Here is a 17,835-nt window from a genome sequence, read left to right on the forward strand (position 1 = left end):
CGCCGGGGCCGATCCGCAAGCCTCGGACCCGTTACAGGCCGGCGAAAGCCGGGGCGTGGCGGATGCTGCTGCCCTTGGGCAGGTCGCCGATCATCTGCAAGCCGGGCCCGGCATGGCGAGAGTCCAGCACTGCCGGCCTGAAGCCCAGGGGGCCGTAATAGCCGGGATCGCCCAGCACCACCACCGCCGCGGTATCGGCCCAGGCGACGGCCGCGTCGATCAGCGCCCCGCCCAGGCCAAGACGCTGGGCCTTGGGGGCCACCGCAACGGGGGCCAGGGCATAGGCCGGGCCCTCGGCCTGCAGCGGGGACAGGGCAAGATGGCCCAGAACGGCGCCCGCCGCATCGGCGACCAGCGACAGGGCCAGGTCGCCCTGCTCGCGCAGCGTGCGGACCAGCCGCGCCTCGTCGTCGCCGCCGAAGGCTGCGCGCAGGACGGCGTCGATGGCCTGCGGATCGCGGCGGGTCTCGTGGCGGATCACGGGGGTCACGTCATGGCGGTGGACGTCGCGCCCGATCCCGGCGCTTTCGCGGCCCCAGGCGCTGTCCCGGGTCCGCGCGCCGTGCGCCGCGACGGCATCGGCGTCGACGAACAGTTCGGACAGGTGCCAGACCAGCGGATCATCGTCCTGCCACAGGTCGAAGCGCAGGCAGCCCGGTTCCGCGCGGCTCAGCGCGATGTGGTCGGGCAGCAGCGACAGCGCCGTCATCATCTGCCCCGCATCCGCGCAGACCAGCCGCCCGGTCAGCGCGACCATGGGCTGCTTCAGCGCAACGGGCGTGCCGCTGGCGGCATCAGGATGGCGATGAGGGTGATGGTGGCCGCAGGCGCAGGTCATGGCGGTCCTTGCAAAGGCGTCAGGGGGTCATTCCCACTCGATCGTGCCGGGCGGCTTCGAGGTGATGTCGTAGGTGCAGCGGTTGATGCCCTTGACCTCGTTGATGATGCGGGTGGCGGTCTCGCCCAGGAAGTCGTGGGTGAAGGGATAGTAATCCGCCGTCATCCCGTCCACCGAGGTCACCGCCCGCAGGGCACAGGCATAGTCGTAGGTCCGGCCGTCGCCCATCACCCCCACGGTGCGGACCGGCAGGATCGCCACGAAGGCCTGCCAGATGTCGTCGTAAAGCCCGTGCCTGCGGATCTGGTCGATGAAGACGGCGTCGGCCTTGCGCAGGATGTCCAGCTTCTCGCGCGTGATCTCTCCGGGGCAGCGGATCGCCAGGCCGGGGCCGGGGAAGGGGTGGCGGCCGATGAACGTCTCGGGCAGGCCCAATTCGCGGCCCAGGGCGCGCACCTCGTCCTTGAACAGCTCGCGCAGGGGTTCCACCAGCTTCAGGCCCATCTTTTCGGGCAGGCCGCCGACATTGTGGTGGGACTTGATGGTGACCGACGGCCCGCCCGAGAAGCTGACGCTTTCGATCACGTCGGGATAGAGCGTGCCCTGCGCCAGGAACTCGGCCCCCTCGATGCCGCTGGCGTAGCGCTGGAACACGTCGATGAACAGCCGGCCGATGGTCTTGCGCTTGACCTCGGGATCGCTGACGCCGTCCAGGGCGCCCAGGAACAGTTCGGATTCGTCGGCGTGGATCAGCGGGATGTTGTAGTGGTCGCGGAACATGGTCACGACTTCCTCGGCTTCATTCAGCCGCAGCAGGCCGTGGTCCACGAAGACGCAGGTCAGCTGGTCGCCGATCGCCTCGTGGATCAGGACGGCGGCAACCGAACTGTCCACCCCGCCCGACAGGCCGCAGATCACCCGCTTGTCACCCACCTGTTCGCGGATCCTGCGGATCGCCTTGTCGCGATAGCCGGCCATCGTCCAGTCGCCGGTGAAGCCCGCCAGCCGGACGAAGTTTTCCAGCATCCTGCGGCCGTTCGGGGTGTGATGCACCTCGGGGTGGAACTGCACGCCATAGAAGCGGCGCGCTTCATCGGCGATCATCGCGAAGGGGGCGTTGGGGGATGTGCCGATGACCTCGAAGCCGGGGGCCAGCGCGGTCACGCGGTCGCCGTGGCTCATCCAGACCTCCTCGCGCCCGGTCTGGAACAGGCCCGCGAAGATGCCGTCGTCCCGGTGGCCGGGGGCAGGGGCCATGAAGGCGCGGCCGTATTCGGCGTGGTGCCCGCCCTCGACCGCGCCGCCCAGCTGCTGCGTCATCACCTGCTGGCCGTAGCAGATGCCGAAGATCGGCACGCCCATGTCGAACAGCCCCTGCGGCGCCCGGGGGCTGCCCGCCCGCGTCACGCTGTCCGGACCGCCCGACAGGATCACCGCCTGGGGGGCAAGCCTGCGCAGGATGTCGTCGGTCAGCAGGTTGTAGGGGTGGATTTCGCAAAAGACGTTCAGTTCCCGCAGGCGGCGCGCGATCAGCTGCGTCACCTGGGATCCGAAGTCGATGATGAGAAGGCGCTGATGCTGGGTCATGGATGCGCTTTAAGGGTGCCCCTGCCGTCGCGCAAGGGATCTGCGGCCGGAACTGCCCGCCTTGGGGCGGCGTTGGCCGGGACCGCAGACAAGGTTTTTCATGCCCCCCTTCCGTTTCGTCACCGTGATCGCCAGCCTGTCCGGGCTGGCCGCCTGCCAGCCGGATCTGCAGGTCCCCTGGAGCGCCGGCACCGCCCCGGCCGAACAGTCGCTGGCCGCGCAGTGCCCGGTGAACCCGACGATCGCCGCCCGACTGGATGGCGCGGTCAATGCCGCCCGCCAGGCCGAGGGCAAGACGCTTCTGGACAGCGCGCCGCTGCTGGCGCAGGCCGCGCAAAGCCATGCCTGCGACATGGCGCGGACCGGGCGGATCGACGTCGAAGGGTCGAACGGATCGAATGTCGTGGACCGGGTTCGGGCGGTCGGCTATCCGGCCTGCGGCGTCGTCCAGCTGGTCAGCCGGGGCGGCAGCCCGGCCGATGCCGTGGCCGGCTGGCTGAGGGCCGAGGCCCAGCGGACCGAGCTTCTGGGACAGCCCAGCCGCCAGGTCGGAAGCGGTCTTGCCGTCGGCGCCGACGGCCAGCCCTATTACAGCGTCGTGCTGGGCGACAACTGCGCCTGACCGCGCCGGGGCTTTGCCTACTTCTCGGGGACCAGCCCGCGCGGCGCGAAGCGCAGCACCAGCAGCAGCACCAGGCCCATCGCGATGAAGCGCATGTGCGGGGCGCTTGCCAGAAGATGCGCCTTGATGTCGCCATCGGGCAGGGGGCCGACCAGCACGCCGATCAGGTTCGGGCCCCAGACCTCGGCCTTGATCCACAGGAACCAGATCAGCACCGCGCCCAGGACCGAGCCCCAGTTGTTGCCCGACCCGCCGACGATCACCATCACCCAGATCAGGAAGGTATAGCGCAACGGGTTGTAGCTGGTGGGCGCCATCAGCCCGTCCAGGGTTATCATCATCGCGCCCGCCACGCCGATCACCGCCGAGCCCAGCACGAAGACCTGCAGGTGCCGGGCGGTCACGTCCTTGCCCATCGCCTCGGCGGCGGTCTCGTTGTCGCGGATGGCCCGCATCATCCGGCCCCAGGGCGACTTCAGCGCCAGTTCCGCCAGAAGGATGACCGTCAGCAGGACGACCAGAAACAGCGACATGTAGCACAGCTTGACCCAGATGGCCGAAGCCTCGGCGGTGCTGAAGCCCCAGCTTGCGGCGAAGTCGGCGAAGGCCGGGTTCTGCTGGAGGTCCGTCTCGTAGGGGACGGGGCGGGGAATGGCGGTGATGTTCTTGACGCCGCGGGCCAGCCAGTCCTCGTTGCGCAGGACGGCCACGATGATCTCGCCGATGCCCAGGGTGGCAATGGCCAGATAGTCCGACCGCAGCCCGAGCGCGACCTTGCCCACCGCCCAGGCGGCGGCGGCGGCGAAGGCGCCGCCCACCAGCCAGGACAGCAGGACCGGCAGGCCCAGCCCGCCGATGTTGCCGGTGCGCGCGCTGTCATTGGCCTCGATCGCGGTCACGGCGGGGTCGAACAGCCAGCGATAGGCGACAAAGCCCGCCAGCAGCACCAGCGCCACGACCCAGGCCCGGCCTGTCCGGCCATAGACGATGCGCGCCAGGGCCAGCGTCCCCAGGCCCACCAGCAGCGACAGGATCAGGCGCGGCCCGCCGGCCTCCCAGGCGCCCTCGACGGGGGGCAGCGACACCAGCACCGGGGCCAGCCCGCCCAGGGCCAGGAAGCCCACGACGCCGGTGTTGAACAGCCCCGCATAGCCCCACTGCATGTTCACCCCCAGGGCGGTGATGGCCGAGATCAGGCCCATGTTCAGGATCGCCAGAGAGGTGTTCCACGATCCCGAGAACATGCCGTTCCTGACCGTGCCCTCCAGCACGAACAGGACGGCCAGGACCGCGAACAGGACGGGGGCGCGCCAGGGGCTGGCCTGGGCGGCTTGACGGCTGGATGACATGGCGGACCCCCTTTTACACCGACTTGCCGCGGAACAGCCCGGTCGGGCGGAACAGCAGCACCACGATCAGGATGACGAAGCTGACGGCGAACTTGTATTCCGTCCCCAGCAGTTGCAGCAGCCCGTCGGGCTGCCAGGCCGGGAACAGATAGCCCGAGACCTTGACCCAGGGATAGGTGACCGCGACCTCGGAAAAGGCCACCAGGAACCCTCCGGCGATGGCGCCGACCGGATTGCCCAGGCCGCCGACGATGGCGGCGGCGAAGATCGGCAGCAGGATCTGGAAATAGTTGAAGGGCCGGAAGGACTTGTCCAGGCCATAGAGGACCCCGGCGATGGTCATCAGCGCGGCCGCGATGATCCAGGTCAGGCGCACCACGCGTTCGGGGTCGATGCCCGACAGCAGCGCCAGATCCTCGTTGTCGGAATAGGCGCGCATCGCCTTGCCGGACTTGGTGCGGTTCAGGAACCAGAACAGCAGGGCGCAGACGATCACCGTCACGATCACCGTCAGCGCCTGGGTGGACCGCAGGGCCAGGCCCTCGGCCAGGCCGCTCCACTCGCGGAAGTCGCGCACGTTGATGATGAAGCGCGCGCCGTCGTCGAAGCGCTGTTCGTCCACGCCGATCAGCAGGCGGGTCAGCCCGTTCATCACGAACATCACCCCCACCGAGGCCATGACGAAGACGATCGGGGCGGCTTTCTGCGCCCGGTAGAAGCGATACACCGCCCGGTCGGTGGCCAGCACCAGAACCGCCGTGGCGGCGATGCCCACCGGCAGCGCCAGCAGCGCCGTGGGCAGCACGCCCAGCGACACCCCCAGCGCCTGCAGTCCCCAGGTCACCAGGATGGTGACGGCGGTGCCGAAGGCCATGGTGTCGCCGTGGGCGAAGTTGGAAAAGCGCAGGATCGCATAGATCAGCGTCACCCCCAGCGCGCCCAGCGCAAGCTGCGCGCCATAGGCGGCGGCGGGGATGAAGACGAAGTTCAGGAAGGCCACCAGGGCGTTGAGGATGTCCAAGGCTCAGCCCCCCAGGAAGGTGCGGCGCACCTCGTCGTTCTGCATCAGTTCCTGGCCGGTGCCGGTATGGGCGTTGGCGCCCTGGACCAGCACATAGGCCTTGTCGGCGATCATCATGGCCTGCTTGGCGTTCTGTTCGACCATCAGCACCGGCAGGCCGCCGCGGGCGATGGCGATGATGCGGTCGAACAATTCGTCCATGACGATGGGGCTGACGCCCGCGGTCGGTTCGTCCAGCATCAGCACCGATGGCCGGGTCATCAGCGCCCGGCCCACCGCGACCTGCTGGCGCTGGCCGCCGGACAGTTCGCCCGCGGCCTGCCGGCGCTTGGCGGCGACGGCGGGAAACAGGTCATAGACCTGCTCCAGCGTGTCGCGGATGTCGTCCTTGCGGATGAAGGCGCCCATCTCGAGGTTTTCCTCGACCGTCATGGACGGGAAGATGTTGTTGACCTGCGGCACGAAACCCATGCCCGCCTTGACGCGGTCCTGCGGGTTCAGCGCGGTGATGTCGCGCCCGTCCAGGCGCACGCTGCCCTTGCGCAGGGTCAGCATCCCGAAGATCGCCTTCATGGCCGTGGACTTGCCCGCGCCGTTGGGGCCGACGATGACGGCGATCTGGCCGCGTTCCACGGCGATGGTGCAGTCGTGCAGGATGTCGGCACCCTTGCCGTAACCGCCGGTCATGCCCTCGCCGATCAGGAAGGGATCGCCGGCATGGCCCGGCCCCACCGGGCCCGACCGGCGTGTGCCGTCGATGCTGCCGCGCCCGCCGGGGTTGACGACCGTCAGATCGCGGTTGCCGCGATGACCGAAGACTGCGTCCTGATCGCTCATGCGCCCACCATGTCCTTGTTCTTGAGGCCGGTGCCCAGATAGGCCTCGATCACGGCCTCGTTCTGCATGATGTCCTGGGCGCTGCCCTGGGCCAGCACCTTGCCCTCGGCCATGACGATCACCGGGTCGCACAGCTTGCCGATGAAATCCATGTCGTGTTCGATCACGCAGAAGGTATAGCCGCGTTCCCTGTTCAGCCGGATGATCGCGTCGGCGATGGTCATCAGCAGCGTGCGGTTCACGCCGGCGCCGACCTCGTCCAGAAAGACCACCTTGGCATCGACCATCATGGTGCGGCCCAGTTCCAGAAGCTTCTTCTGCCCGCCCGAAAGGTTTCCGGCCTTCTCGTGGGCCAGGTGCCGGATGGTCAGGAAATCCAGAACCTCGTCGGCGCGCCGGCGCAGCGCGGCCTCCTCGCGCTCGATGCGGCCGCGCTGGAACCAGGTCTTCCAGATCGTCTCGCCCGACTGGCCGCCCGGCACCATCATCAGGTTCTCGCGCACGGTCATGGAACTGAACTCGTGCGCCAGCTGGAAGGTGCGCAGCAGGCCCTTGTGGAACAGCGCGTGCGGCGGCAGGCCGGTGATGTCCTCGCCGTCCATGAAGACGCGGCCCGAGGTCGGCGGCAGCACGCCGGCGATGACGTTGAACAGCGTGGACTTGCCCGCGCCGTTCGGGCCGATCAGGCCGGTGATCGACCCGGTCTCGATGGTCAGGCTGGCGCCATCGACGGCGCGGAAGCCGCCGAAATGCCGGTGAAGGTCCTCGACCCGTATCATTTCCTTAACCCCGTCTTCACGCCATTGGTGAAGTGTGACCGCATTCGGCGGCTTTTGTCATGAAAAATGGCCCGGCAGCCGTGCGGCTGCCGGGCCGGAACAGTCCTTACACGTCAGCGATAGCCGACGACAGTCATTTCTCCGTTCTCGAAGCTGACCTCGCGATAGACGCCGGCGCTTTCGCCCGCGCCCACCAACTCGATCGAGGAAGCCCCGACATAGTCGATGTCGCCGCCGTCCTTCAGGATCTCCAGCCCCTTGGCCAGTTCGCCCGGCAGGATCTTCTCTCCGGGGGCGTTGGCCACGTCCATGACGTTGTTCTTCCAGACGTTGGGATCGCTGGACTTGGCGGCGGCCATTGCCAGCAGCATCAGCGCGGCGGCGTCATAGGCTTCGGCCGCGTAGGCGCTGGTGCCGTCGAAGCCGGCTTGCTCGGCCAGGGTCAGGAACGTCTCGCGGCCCTCGCCCTCGGCGGCGGGGTTCTGGCCGAAGCTGCCGTCGATTTCCGACCCGAAGTTGTCCACCAGGGCCTGTCCCACCATCCCGTCGGGAAAGACGAAGGTATCGAAGGCGCCGGTGTCCAGCGCGGCGCGCACCACGCCCGAACCGCCCTGGTCCACATAGCCCACGACCACCAGGGCATCGCCCCCGGCCGCCGCAAGGGCCGCGACCTCGGCGGAATAGTCCGCCTTGCCGTCGTCATGGGCGGTGTTCACCGTCACGGTGCCGCCCTTTTCCTGGAAGGCGGCCGCGAAGGCGTCCGCCAAGCCCTTGCCGTAGTCGTTGTTGGTATAGGTGACGGCGGCGTTCTGGATGCCCCTTTCCATCATGATCTCGGCCATCACCTCGCCCTGCCGGGCATCCGAGGGCGAGGTGCGGAAGAACAGCCCGTTATCCTCGAGCGTGGAGAGCGCCGGAGAGGTCGCGGAGGGCGAGATCATCACCACGCCGTTCGGCACCGCCACGTTCTGCAAGGAGGCGATCGCCTCGCCCGAACACATGCCGCCGACGATGCCCTTGACCCCTTCGGCGGTGATCAGGCGTTCGACGGTCGCGGTGGCGGCGGCGGCGTCGATGCAGGTCGAATCGCCGCGCACCGGAACCACCGTCGATCCGTCCAGCAGAAGCCCCGAATCGCTGACCTCTTTCATGGCCATTTCAGCGCCCGCGGCCATGCCCGGCGCCATGGATTCCAGCGGCCCGGTAAAGCCCAGCGACATGCCAAGCTTGATCTCCTCGGCAGAGGCGGCACCGGCCAGAAGGGCACCGGCAGCGGTGGCCAGAAGAAGTTTTTTCATTGATTGTCTCCCAGTTGGAACAATGTCCTGCGCCGCACGTTAAAAGCGCCCTGCCCAAAAGGAAAGCGGGATATCATCAACAATCCTTGCCTTTTCAGGCTGGTCACGCTTGGTCAAGGCCGGGCGTCCGGCGGGCTGCGGGCCACCCGCGGCCGCCCCTTGGACGGGACGGGCCGCAAGTGTCGGGGCGGACGCCGGACGCTTGCCGCGCAAGGCCGGTCAGCGGGCCGCCACCGGACCCGGCGCCGCCGCGGCCAGCACCGGCGCATAGGCCTGTTCCAGCCTTGCGATGGCGTCCTTGGGCGACATCTCCTCGGTCTCGCCCGAACGGCGGTTGGTCAGTTCCACCTTGTTCGCGGCCAGCCCGCGCGGCCCGACGGTGATGCGCCAGGGCAGGCCGATCAGGTCCATCGTCGCGAACTTGGCCCCGGCCCGCTCGTCGCGGTCGTCATACAGCGGATCCAGCCCGCGCGCCCGCAATTCGGCATAGATCGCGTCGCAGGCGGCGTCGGTGGAGTTGTCGCCCTGTTTGAGGTTGACGATGCCGGCGTGGAAGGGCGTCACGCCCTCGGGCCAGATGATGCCGCGGTCGTCGTGGCTGGCCTCGATGATGGCCCCCAGAAGGCGGCTGACGCCGATGCCGTGGCTGCCCATCTCGACGGGCACGCGGGCGCCGTCGGGGCCGACGACGGTGGCGCCCATCGCCTGCGAATACTTGGTGCCGAAATAGAAGATCTGGCCCACCTCGATCCCGCGCGCGCTCCGCCTGCGTTCTTCGGGGACCTGGGCGAAGATCGCCTCGTCATGGGTCTCGTCGGTGCGGGCATAGCGGCTGGTGAACTCCTCCAGCACGGCCTGGCACTGTTCGGCGCTGTCATAGTCGATCTGGCGGTCGCCGAAGGTCAGGTCGGTGATCTGGCTGTCATAGAACACCTCGGATTCCCCGGTCTCGGCCAGCACCAGGAACTCGTGGGTATAGTCCCCGCCGATCGGCCCGCCGTCGGCGCGCATGGGGATGGCCTGCAGCCCCATGCGCTCGTAGGTGCGCAGATAGCTGACCAGGTGCCGGTTATAGGCGTGCAGCGCGGCTTCCTTGGTCAGGTCGAAGGTGTAGCCGTCCTTCATCAGGAACTCGCGTCCCCGCATCACGCCGAAGCGCGGGCGGATCTCGTCGCGGAACTTCCACTGGACGTGATAGAGCGTCAGCGGCAGGTCCTTGTAGCTGTTGACATGGCTGCGGAAGATGTCGGTGATCATCTCCTCGTTGGTGGGACCATAGAGAAGATCGCGCTTGTGGCGGTCCCTGATGCGCAGCATCTCCTCGCCATAGTCGTCATAGCGGCCGGACTCGCGCCACAGATCCGCCGGTTGCAGCGTCGGCATCAGCAGCGGGATGTGGCCGGCGCGCTGCTGTTCCTCGTGGACGATCTGCTCGATCCGGCGCAGCACCTTGAAGCCCAGCGGCAGCCAGGAATAGATGCCCGCGGCCTGCTGCTTGATCATGCCCGCGCGCAGCATCAGCCGGTGGCTGACGATCTGCGCCTCTTTGGGGTCTTCCTTCAGCACCGGCAGGAAATAGCGCGACAGACGCATGGGGATACCTTCCTTCGTTTGCCCGTCGTGTAGGTCAAAGCGGGCAGGCGGGGCAAGATGGCTGATGGACAGCGGCCCCTCTGGTGCCTAGGGTGCCCGGCCGAAGAGGATCCGCCCATGTCCAAGCCCGTCTTCCTGCCCGGATGGCTTGCGCAGCACGATTGCGCCGTCATCATCGCCTGCGACGCCAACTATCTTCCCTATGGCGCCGTCGTGGCGCGGCAACTGGCGGCCGGCGGTCCGGCCTGCGACGTGCTGATCGGATCGCCCGACCCGCTGGATCTGCCGCCGGTGCTGCGCGGGGCAGGGGTGGGCCACGTCGCGGCGCGCCTGCCCCTGATCGAGGCGGTCCTGCCGCTGGACGACCGGCGCAGCCTTGCCGCCTACATGAGCGTGTTCCTCGGCTCGGCGCTGCGGGGGATCTATCGCCGGATCCTGGTGCTGGACGCCGACATCCTCTACGAGAGGGGGATCCGGCCCGCCTGCTGTCGGCGGACATGCGCGGCCGCGCGGTCGCCGCGGTCCGCGACAACCGCCAATGGCGCAACCCCGCCAAGCGCGTGCCCGACTTCCGCCGGCTGGGCCGTCCGGCCGCGCCCTATTTCAATTCCGGCGTGGTGATGATCGACCCCGAGGCCTGGGCAGAGCAGGATCTGCCGGCGCGGTGCGCGGCGTTTGCCCGCCAGGACCTGCAGGGCCTGGGGCGCGATCAGGCCCTGCTGAACGGGACCCTGCACGGCGACTGGTCCGAGATCAGCCCGCTGTGGAACTGGCAGTTCACCTGGGCCTCGAGCCATCTGTCGGCGATGGCGGATCCCTGCCTGGTCCATTTCATCGGCCCCGCCAAGCCGTGGCTGGACCGGTCACAGGGGATCGTGCCGATGCGGTGGCGGATGCCCTATGGCGCGTTTCTGGCAGAGCATTTTCCCCAGGCCCCGCGCCCCGCGCAACCGGACCGGCGCCACTGGCCGGAACGGCGCCAATTGGGCCGCAGCCTTCTGCGGCAATGGCGCGCGGCCGGGGCCATGCTGGACTACCTGGGGCGCTTCGCCGACGAATACACGCTGGTCGATCCGCGCTGAGCCCGGTCCGGGCGACGGTCCTTGCAAGTTGCAACGCGACCCTTCACAGAAGAAGGTGAACCTGCCCGGAGTCATCATGCGCATACCGATACACAAGCAGTTGATGTGGTGGGGGGTCGCGGCGGTGGCCCTGCTGCTGGCGATGTGGCTGCTGGGCCAGGCAATCCTGCCCTTCATCCTGGGGGCGGGCGTGGCCTATCTGCTGGACCCGGTGGCCGACCGGCTGGAACGCGCGGGCCTGTCGCGGGTGATGTCGGTGGTGGTCATCACCGCCGCCGCCGTGGTGGCCTTCGTGGGCGTGGTGCTGCTGGTCGTGCCGCTGATGCTGCGGCAGGCGACCTCGCTGATCCAGACCGCGCCCGAAATGATCGAGCAGGGCCGGCTGTTCCTGTCCTCGCGCTTTCCCCAGCTTCTGCCGGCCGACGGCAGCATCGGCACGGCGCTGACCGACCTGGGGGCGGCGCTGGGCGAACAGATGGGCACGGTGGCCTCGGGCCTGCTGTCGTCGGTGGGCGGCATCATCAGCGCCATCGCGATCCTGGTCATCGTGCCGGTGGTGGCATTCTACCTGCTGCTGGACTGGGACCGCCTGGTGGACCGGGTGGATACGCTGCTGCCGCGCGAACACGCCCCCACGCTGCGCCGCCTGTCGCGCGAGATCGACGAGGCGCTGTCGGGCTTCGTGCGCGGGCAGGGGCTGGTGATCCTGATCCTGGGCACCTGGTATTCCTTCGGCCTGATGATCGTCGGCCTGCCGTTCGGCTTCTTCATCGGCATCATGGCGGCGCTGCTGTCCTTCATCCCCTATGTCGGCGTGCTGATCGGCGGGGCCACGGCCATCGGCGTGGCGCTGTTCAGCTTCTGGGGCGATCCGTTGTGGATCGGGCTGGTCATCGCCATCTTCGCCATCGGCCAGATCGTCGAGGGCAACTATCTGCAGCCCAAGATCGTCGGCCAGCATGTCGGGCTGCATCCGGTCTGGCTGCTGCTGGCGCTGTCGGTCTTCGGCGCGCTGTTCGGCTTTGTCGGCATGGTCATGGCGGTGCCGCTGGCCGCCGCGCTGGGGGTCATCGGGCGGTTCCTGACGCAACGCTACCAGGACAGCGCGCTGTTCACCGGGCAGGCGCTGCCCCCGATCCCGGCCAGCCCATGCTGATCGAGATCGTCCCGCGCGGCACCGTCGCCAACACCATCCGCGAGGCGCGCATCCGCGCCGACCAGAACCGCGCGCAGGGACAGATCGAGATGATGCGCGAGGAAATGTCGCGCAGGCGGACCGAACCGGAATAGCGATGACCGCCGCCTCGCGCCAGCTTACCCTGGATCTGACCACGCCGCCTGCCCATTCGCGTGCCGACTTCCTGCCCGCGCCCTCGAACCGCGCCGCGCTTGCCGCGCTGGATGCGCCGCAGGACTGGCCGCAGGGGCGGATGCTGCTGATCGGGCCTGAAGGCGCCGGCAAATCGCATCTGGCCGCCTTCTGGGCCGCCGAGAACGGCGCCCGGCGCGTGAAGGCCTCGGCGCTGCGGCCGGATGCGGCAGACCAGCTTGCGGTCGAGGGCGGCGCGCTTGTGGTCGAGGATGCCGACCGCGCGGGCCGCGCCGCGGGGGCCGAACAGGCGCTGTTCCACCTGTGGAACCTGTGCGCGCCGCGCGACTGCCTGCTGCTGCTGACGGCGCGCACCCCGCCGCGGGACTGGGGGCTGGTGCTGCCCGACCTGCGGTCGCGGATGGACGCGATGCCCCAGGTCCGCGTGATGCCGCCCGACGAATCCCTGCTGGCCGCGGTCCTGGTCAAGCTGTTCGCCGACCGCCAGCAGGCGGTGCCCGCGGACCTGATCGACTGGCTGGTTCTGCACATGCCGCGCGACCTGGGGCTTGCCCGCCGCCTTGTCGCCGCGATGGACCGGGCCGCCATGGCCGACAAGCGCCCGATCACCCGCCGCATCGCCGCCGAACTGCTGGGCCGTCTCTCTGAAACAGACGGCTGAACCGTCCCTCTGAAGGTCTGGATCATGACCCAAGCCGATTTCCTTCGGACCCCCTTTCCCGAACCCCAGGAACTGCCCGAGGGCGTGCCCGAGAACGGCGCGCGCTTCTTCAACCGCGAGATCAGCTGGCTGTCCTTCAACTGGCGCGTCCTGGACGAGGCGCGCAACCCGCGCGTGCCCCTGCTGGAACGGCTGCGCTTCGTGTCGATCAGTGCCACCAACCTGGACGAATTCTACACCGTCCGCGTGGCGGGCCTGCGCGAACTGGTGCGCGAAGGAAACACCACCCCCTCTGACGACGGGCTGACGCCGGCCGAACAGCTGGCCATGATCAACGCCGATGCGCGCCGCCTGATGGGCGCGCAGCAGGGCGTCTGGAACCGCATCCGCCGCGAGATGGAGGAGGCGGGCATCGTCATCCTGTCCCGGTCCCGCCTGAGCCGCGCCGAAGAGGAATTCCTGCACGATCATTTCCAGCGCCAGGTGTTTCCGGTCCTCTCGCCCTTGGCCATTGACCCGGCGCATCCCTTCCCCTTCATCCCCAATGCGGGATTCTCGCTGGCGCTGGAACTTGCGCGGGAAGCCGACGGTCGGCGGATGCAGGCCCTGCTGCCGATCCCCGCGCAGTTGAACCGCTTCATCGCGCTGCCGGGCGGAGAGCGGTTCTTCCGGCTGGAAGACCTGCTGCTGATGCACCTGTCGTCGCTGTTCCCGGGCTATCGCGACACCGGCCATTGCGCCTTCCGCGTGCTGCGCGACAGCGATCTGGAGGTCGAGGAGGAGGCCGAGGATCTGGTGCGCGAATTCGAGACGGCGCTGAAACGGCGCCGCCGCGGCAGCGTGATCCGGCTCAAGATCACCCGCGGCGCCCCCGACCGCCTGCGCCGTCTCATCATGGAGGAGCTTGAGGTCGGCCCCGACGAGGTGATCGAGGTCGAGGGGCTTCTGGGCGTGGCCGACCTGCGCGAACTGGTGCTGGACAGCCGCCGCGACCTGCTGTGGCCGCCGTTCACGCCGCGCGTCCCCGAACGGGTGCAGGACCACGACGGCGACATGTTCGCCGCCATCAAGCACAAGGACATGCTGCTGCACCACCCCTACGAGACCTTCGACATGGTGGTGCGCTTCCTGGCCCAGGCGGCGCGCGATCCCAACGTTCTGGCGATCAAGCAGACGCTCTATCGCACCAGCCGCGACAGCCCGATCGTCGACGCGCTGTGCGAGGCCGCCGAATCCGGCAAGTCGGTCACCGCGCTGGTGGAACTGAAGGCGCGTTTCGACGAGGCCGCCAACATCCGCCAGTCGCGCCGCCTGGAACGCGCCGGCGCGCATGTCGTCTATGGCTTCGTGAACTACAAGACCCACGCGAAGATCAGCACCGTGGTGCGGCGCGAGGGCGACAGCCTGGTGACCTATACCCATTACGGGACCGGCAACTATCACCCGATCACCGCGCGCATCTATACCGACCTGTCGCTGTTCACCTGCGATCCCGCCCTTGGCCGCGACGCGACCAAGGTGTTCAACTACCTGTCGGGCTATGTGCAGCCTGCCGGGCTGGAGAACCTGTCCATCTCTCCCATCGACCTCAAGGACCGGCTGCTGTCGCTGATCGCGCGCGAGGCGGAACTGGCCCGGCAGGGGCGTCCGGCGGCGATCTGGGCCAAGATGAACTCGCTGATCGAGAAGGACGTGATCGAGGCTTTGTATGCCGCCAGCGGCGCGGGCGTCCGGATCAGCCTTGTCGTGCGCGGCATCTGCGGCCTGCGGCCCGCCATCCGCGGCCTGTCCGACAACATCCGCGTCAAGTCGATCGTCGGCCGCTATCTGGAGCATTCGCGCATCGTCTGCTTCGGCAACGGCCACGGGCTGCCGTCCAAGCGGGCGCGCGTCTTCATCAGCTCGGCCGACTGGATGGACCGCAACCTGAACCGGCGGGTGGAAACCCTGGTCGAATGCGTGAACGACACCGTCAAGGCGCAGATCGTCAGCCAGATCATGGCCGCCAACATGGCGGACGAGGCGCAAAGCTGGCTGTTGCAACCAGATGGGCGCTTCGTGCGCTATCTCCCCGAGGGGCGCGACGACCTGTTCAACTGTCACCGCTTCTTCATGGACCACCCGTCCCTGTCGGGCCGGGGCACGGCGGGCGCCGGGGACGTTCCGGCACTGACCCATTCGACCGATTGACCGCGGGCCCCGGGCCGGGTCATTAACATCCACGATGCTAGGCAAGCAGGAGAAGCAACCATGAACGGCCTGCGCACCACGACCGGAAAGAAGGTCGAGCCCTTCGGCAAGATGTTCGGGACCCTTCCCAAGCGCGCCCTGTCGCGGGTGGGTGTGGTCGATGTGGGGTCGAACTCGATCCGGCTGGTGGTCTTCGACGGCGCGGCGCGCTCGCCTGCCTATTTCTACAACGAAAAGGTCATGGCCGGCCTGGGCGCCCGGATGGCGCAGACCGGCCGGCTGAACCCCGAGGGCGTCGAGCGCGGCTTTGCCGCCCTGCAGCGCTTCGCCGCCCTGGCCAAGGGCATGGACATCGACCCGCTGACCTGCGTGGCGACCGCCGCCGTGCGCGAGGCCGCCGACGGCCCCGAGTTCCAGGCCCGCGTCGAACGCGAGACCGGCATCAGGATGCACGTCATCGACGGCGAGGAGGAAGCCCGCCTGTCCGCCCAGGGGGTGCTGCTGGGCTGGCCCGACGCCCGGGGGCTGGTCTGCGACATCGGCGGCAACTCGATGGAACTGGCCGAGGTGGCCGATGGGAAGGTCGGCAACCGGATCTCGTCCCAGCTTGGCCCATTCCGGCTGCAGCAGGTTCCGGGCGGCAAGGCCGGCCTGCGCCGGCACGTCATGAAGGTGATGGCCGGCCTGGCCGAGGTGATGGGGACCCATCACGAACGCATCTATCTGGTGGGCGGATCCTGGCGGGCCATCGCGCGGCTGGACATGGAGCGGGTGGCCTATCCCATGACGGTCCTGCACGAATATCGCATGACGCCCTCGGCGGTGGCCGAGACGGTGGCCTGGATCGCCGCCGGCGACCTGGGCGACCTGCGGGCGCGCACCGGCATTTCGGCCTCGCGGATGGAACTGGTGCCGCTGGCCGCGCAGGTGCTGTCGCAACTGGCCGAAACCTTCGCGCCCAAGGAACTGGCCGTCAGCAGCTATGGCATCCGCGAGGGGCTGCTTTACGAACAGATGCCCGACAGCCTGCGCAAGCGCGACCCGCTGATCGAGGCGGCGCGCTTCACCGAACGCCAGATGGCCCGGACGCCGGGAACCGGCAAGAAGCTGTACCATTTCCTGCTGCCGCTGTTCCAGGGCCTTCCGCCCGAACACGACCGGCTGGTTCGCGCCGCCTGCCTTCTGCACGACACCAGCTGGCGCGCCCATCCCGACTATCGCGCGGAAGCCTGCTTCGACAACGTGACCCGCGCCAACATGGCGGCCCTGTCCCACCCCGAACGGGTCTTCCTGGGCCTGGCGCTGCTGCACCGTTACAAGAACAGCCGCGCCAATTCGCCGATGGCGCCGCTGTTCAGGCTGCTGGACGCGGCCGAGGTCAGGAAGGCCGAGATCCTGGGCAAAGCCATGCGCTTCGGCGCCATGCTGGCGGTGGATGATCCGGCGGATGCGGGAAAGCTGGTCCTGAAGGACAGGCAGTTGCGCCTGCACCTGACCCCCACCGGCCGCAAGCTGATGGGAGAGGTCGCGCAGTCCCGCTTCCGGTCGCTGTGCAGCGCCCTGGATGTGGAACCGGTGATCGCCTGAGGGCGGGGGCGCCGCCCGCGGGTGGGGCGGCGGCCGGGTTGGCGGGCTACAGCGCCTCGCTGGTGCGGACCATCCATTCGCGGTGGCGCTGCTCGTCGGCCAGGGCCTTCTGGAAGAAGCTGCGCGACTGCGGGATCGCGTCGGGATGGGCCGAGGCCCGTTCATAGGCGGTGACGGTGTCGTTTTCGTTCGTGGCCATCGCCTTCAGGATCGCCCCGTCCCCGAAAAGATCGGCCATGGCGATCTTTCCGGTGGTCAGAAGCTGCTTCATGTCGCCTTCCTGGGGCGCCTCGGCCCCGGTTTCGGCGGCAATGGCCTGCAGAGCCTCGAGGTGCTGCAGGTGATCCCTGCGGAAGGCCTCGACCTGCTGGGACAGGCTGGCGTCCGACAGGCGCTCGATGGTGGATTCGTAGGCCGCGATCGCGTCCCGCTCCAGCAGGATCAGGTTGCGGACCAGGTCGCGGATGTTGTCCTCGGTGCCGACGGTGGTGGCCATGATTGCCTCGTCATGATTGGGTTTCTCGGACTGAACCTTTGCGGGCTGCGGTTTGTTCCGCCCGGGCGGCCGCGCCGGCGGTCGCGGCGCCGTCGAACTGCCACCTGCAAGGATCACCCTCATGACGACCTTCTCGCTTTCGGATCATCTGGGACCCGTGACCGCCCTGTTCGAATGGGCGGTGGTCATCATCGAGCTTCTGGCGATCGCCGTCCTGCTTCTGGGGCTGCTGAAGTTCGCGCGCGCCTTCGCCTCGAGCGAGATGATGGCGCGCGACGGCCATCGCCGCAGCCACCGCCTGAACCTGGGCCGCCTGACCCTGGGCCGGCACATCCTGTCGGGGCTCGAGGTGCTGATCGTCGCCGACCTGATCCGCACCATGCTGCACCTGAACGCCGAAAACATGCTGCTGCTGGGGGGACTCGTGGCGATCCGGTCGCTGATCTCGTTCTTCCTGGAACGGGAACTGACCCATCTGAAAGAGGACGAGGCTTCCTGAGGCGCCGCCGCCCCCGCAGGCAGGCCGGTTCCCCACGCCCCGCGTGGTCTGGCGGTCGACCCGCTG

General features: G+C 68.4%; 17 protein-coding genes. 8 read left to right on the forward strand and 9 right to left on the reverse strand.

What is annotated here, in order from left to right; translation table 11 throughout:
- Positions 1-31: 31 nt before the first annotated feature.
- Both ACZ1HC_RS08625 and guaA read right to left on the reverse strand, forming a co-directional pair.
- Complete coding sequence (locus ACZ1HC_RS08625; RefSeq protein ID WP_472699613.1) at positions 32-838, reverse strand: GNAT family N-acetyltransferase; 807 nt, start codon at positions 836-838, stop codon at positions 32-34.
- Positions 839-865: 27 nt separating this feature from the next.
- Positions 866-2,425, reverse strand: coding sequence for a glutamine-hydrolyzing GMP synthase (guaA, locus tag ACZ1HC_RS08630; protein WP_472699614.1), 1,560 nt, complete (start codon positions 2,423-2,425; stop codon positions 866-868).
- A gap of 100 nt (positions 2,426-2,525) precedes the next feature.
- On the opposite strand from guaA, the gene ACZ1HC_RS08635 reads away from it, so the two are divergent.
- On the forward strand, positions 2,526-3,047 hold the full coding sequence (locus ACZ1HC_RS08635; protein ID WP_472699615.1) for a CAP domain-containing protein: 522 nt from the start codon (positions 2,526-2,528) through the stop codon (positions 3,045-3,047).
- Between the two features lie 17 nt (positions 3,048-3,064).
- Here the strand turns inward: ACZ1HC_RS08635 and ACZ1HC_RS08640 are convergent, their stop codons facing one another.
- The 6 genes from ACZ1HC_RS08640 to proS all read right to left on the reverse strand — a co-directional run bounded on the left by ACZ1HC_RS08640 (position 3,065) and on the right by proS (position 9,924).
- Entirely contained in the window at positions 3,065-4,396 is a 1,332-nt protein-coding gene (locus ACZ1HC_RS08640) for a branched-chain amino acid ABC transporter permease (RefSeq protein WP_472699616.1), read from the reverse strand.
- 13 nt (positions 4,397-4,409) lie between these two features.
- Positions 4,410-5,417: a branched-chain amino acid ABC transporter permease gene (locus tag ACZ1HC_RS08645; RefSeq protein ID WP_472699617.1), complete on the reverse strand. Its 1,008-nt coding sequence runs from the start codon at positions 5,415-5,417 to the stop codon at positions 4,410-4,412.
- Positions 5,418-5,420: 3 nt separating this feature from the next.
- Positions 5,421-6,254, reverse strand: coding sequence for an ABC transporter ATP-binding protein (locus ACZ1HC_RS08650; protein ID WP_472699618.1), 834 nt, complete (start codon positions 6,252-6,254; stop codon positions 5,421-5,423).
- Positions 6,251-7,033, reverse strand: a complete 783-nt coding sequence (locus ACZ1HC_RS08655; protein WP_472699619.1) for an ABC transporter ATP-binding protein — start codon at positions 7,031-7,033, stop codon at positions 6,251-6,253. The genes ACZ1HC_RS08650 and ACZ1HC_RS08655 overlap by 4 nt, the downstream gene beginning before the upstream one ends.
- Positions 7,034-7,146: 113 nt before the next feature.
- On the reverse strand, positions 7,147-8,331 hold the full coding sequence (locus ACZ1HC_RS08660) for an ABC transporter substrate-binding protein (protein WP_472699620.1): 1,185 nt from the start codon (positions 8,329-8,331) through the stop codon (positions 7,147-7,149).
- A gap of 219 nt (positions 8,332-8,550) precedes the next feature.
- On the reverse strand, positions 8,551-9,924 hold the full coding sequence (proS, locus tag ACZ1HC_RS08665) for a proline--tRNA ligase (RefSeq protein WP_472699621.1): 1,374 nt from the start codon (positions 9,922-9,924) through the stop codon (positions 8,551-8,553).
- Between the two features lie 497 nt (positions 9,925-10,421).
- On the opposite strand from proS, the gene ACZ1HC_RS08670 reads away from it, so the two are divergent.
- From ACZ1HC_RS08670 to ACZ1HC_RS08695, 6 genes are all read left to right on the forward strand, one after another.
- Entirely contained in the window at positions 10,422-11,006 is a 585-nt protein-coding gene (locus ACZ1HC_RS08670; RefSeq protein ID WP_472699622.1) for a glycosyltransferase, read from the forward strand.
- Positions 11,007-11,082: 76 nt separating this feature from the next.
- Positions 11,083-12,162, forward strand: coding sequence for an AI-2E family transporter (locus ACZ1HC_RS08675; RefSeq protein ID WP_472699623.1), 1,080 nt, complete (start codon positions 11,083-11,085; stop codon positions 12,160-12,162).
- Positions 12,156-12,296 carry a hypothetical protein gene (locus ACZ1HC_RS08680; protein WP_472699624.1) on the forward strand — a complete coding sequence of 47 codons (141 nt, stop codon included), beginning with the start codon at positions 12,156-12,158 and terminating at the stop codon, positions 12,294-12,296. Before ACZ1HC_RS08675 ends, ACZ1HC_RS08680 begins: the two co-directional genes overlap by 7 nt.
- Before the next feature lie 2 nt (positions 12,297-12,298).
- Complete coding sequence (locus ACZ1HC_RS08685; protein WP_472699625.1) at positions 12,299-12,997, forward strand: P-loop NTPase family protein; 699 nt, start codon at positions 12,299-12,301, stop codon at positions 12,995-12,997.
- A 24-nt stretch (positions 12,998-13,021) separates the two neighbouring features.
- On the forward strand, positions 13,022-15,187 hold the full coding sequence (locus ACZ1HC_RS08690) for an RNA degradosome polyphosphate kinase (RefSeq protein WP_472699626.1): 2,166 nt from the start codon (positions 13,022-13,024) through the stop codon (positions 15,185-15,187).
- A gap of 60 nt (positions 15,188-15,247) precedes the next feature.
- Positions 15,248-16,774 (forward strand): Ppx/GppA family phosphatase, encoded by a 1,527-nt coding sequence (locus ACZ1HC_RS08695; RefSeq protein ID WP_472699627.1) that lies wholly within the window; start codon positions 15,248-15,250, stop codon positions 16,772-16,774.
- 46 nt (positions 16,775-16,820) lie between these two features.
- Here ACZ1HC_RS08695 and ACZ1HC_RS08700 read toward each other — a convergent pair whose 3' ends face one another.
- Positions 16,821-17,270: a DUF892 family protein gene (locus ACZ1HC_RS08700; protein ID WP_472699628.1), complete on the reverse strand. Its 450-nt coding sequence runs from the start codon at positions 17,268-17,270 to the stop codon at positions 16,821-16,823.
- 121 nt (positions 17,271-17,391) lie between these two features.
- On the opposite strand from ACZ1HC_RS08700, the gene ACZ1HC_RS08705 reads away from it, so the two are divergent.
- Positions 17,392-17,769, forward strand: coding sequence for a DUF1622 domain-containing protein (locus tag ACZ1HC_RS08705; protein ID WP_472699629.1), 378 nt, complete (start codon positions 17,392-17,394; stop codon positions 17,767-17,769).
- Positions 17,770-17,835 lie beyond the last annotated feature (66 nt).

It is taken from the genome of Paracoccus sp. BR5-17, assembly GCF_055693925.1.

Coding starts and splice junctions, on each gene's coding strand:
- ACZ1HC_RS08650 (WP_472699618.1), bottom strand. CDS start 6,254: ATGAGCGATCAGGACGCAGTCTTCGGTCATCGCGGCAACCGCGATCTG.
- guaA (WP_472699614.1), bottom strand. CDS start 2,425: ATGACCCAGCATCAGCGCCTTCTCATCATCGACTTCGGATCCCAGGTG.
- proS (WP_472699621.1), bottom strand. CDS start 9,924: ATGCGTCTGTCGCGCTATTTCCTGCCGGTGCTGAAGGAAGACCCCAAA.
- ACZ1HC_RS08660 (WP_472699620.1), bottom strand. CDS start 8,331: ATGAAAAAACTTCTTCTGGCCACCGCTGCCGGTGCCCTTCTGGCCGGT.
- ACZ1HC_RS08690 (WP_472699626.1), top strand. CDS start 13,022: ATGACCCAAGCCGATTTCCTTCGGACCCCCTTTCCCGAACCCCAGGAA.
- ACZ1HC_RS08705 (WP_472699629.1), top strand. CDS start 17,392: ATGACGACCTTCTCGCTTTCGGATCATCTGGGACCCGTGACCGCCCTG.
- ACZ1HC_RS08640 (WP_472699616.1), bottom strand. CDS start 4,396: ATGTCATCCAGCCGTCAAGCCGCCCAGGCCAGCCCCTGGCGCGCCCCC.
- ACZ1HC_RS08675 (WP_472699623.1), top strand. CDS start 11,083: ATGCGCATACCGATACACAAGCAGTTGATGTGGTGGGGGGTCGCGGCG.
- ACZ1HC_RS08635 (WP_472699615.1), top strand. CDS start 2,526: ATGCCCCCCTTCCGTTTCGTCACCGTGATCGCCAGCCTGTCCGGGCTG.
- ACZ1HC_RS08695 (WP_472699627.1), top strand. CDS start 15,248: ATGAACGGCCTGCGCACCACGACCGGAAAGAAGGTCGAGCCCTTCGGC.
- ACZ1HC_RS08700 (WP_472699628.1), bottom strand. CDS start 17,270: ATGGCCACCACCGTCGGCACCGAGGACAACATCCGCGACCTGGTCCGC.
- ACZ1HC_RS08680 (WP_472699624.1), top strand. CDS start 12,156: ATGCTGATCGAGATCGTCCCGCGCGGCACCGTCGCCAACACCATCCGC.
- ACZ1HC_RS08670 (WP_472699622.1), top strand. CDS start 10,422: ATGCGCGGCCGCGCGGTCGCCGCGGTCCGCGACAACCGCCAATGGCGC.
- ACZ1HC_RS08685 (WP_472699625.1), top strand. CDS start 12,299: ATGACCGCCGCCTCGCGCCAGCTTACCCTGGATCTGACCACGCCGCCT.
- ACZ1HC_RS08655 (WP_472699619.1), bottom strand. CDS start 7,033: ATGATACGGGTCGAGGACCTTCACCGGCATTTCGGCGGCTTCCGCGCC.
- ACZ1HC_RS08625 (WP_472699613.1), bottom strand. CDS start 838: ATGACCTGCGCCTGCGGCCACCATCACCCTCATCGCCATCCTGATGCC.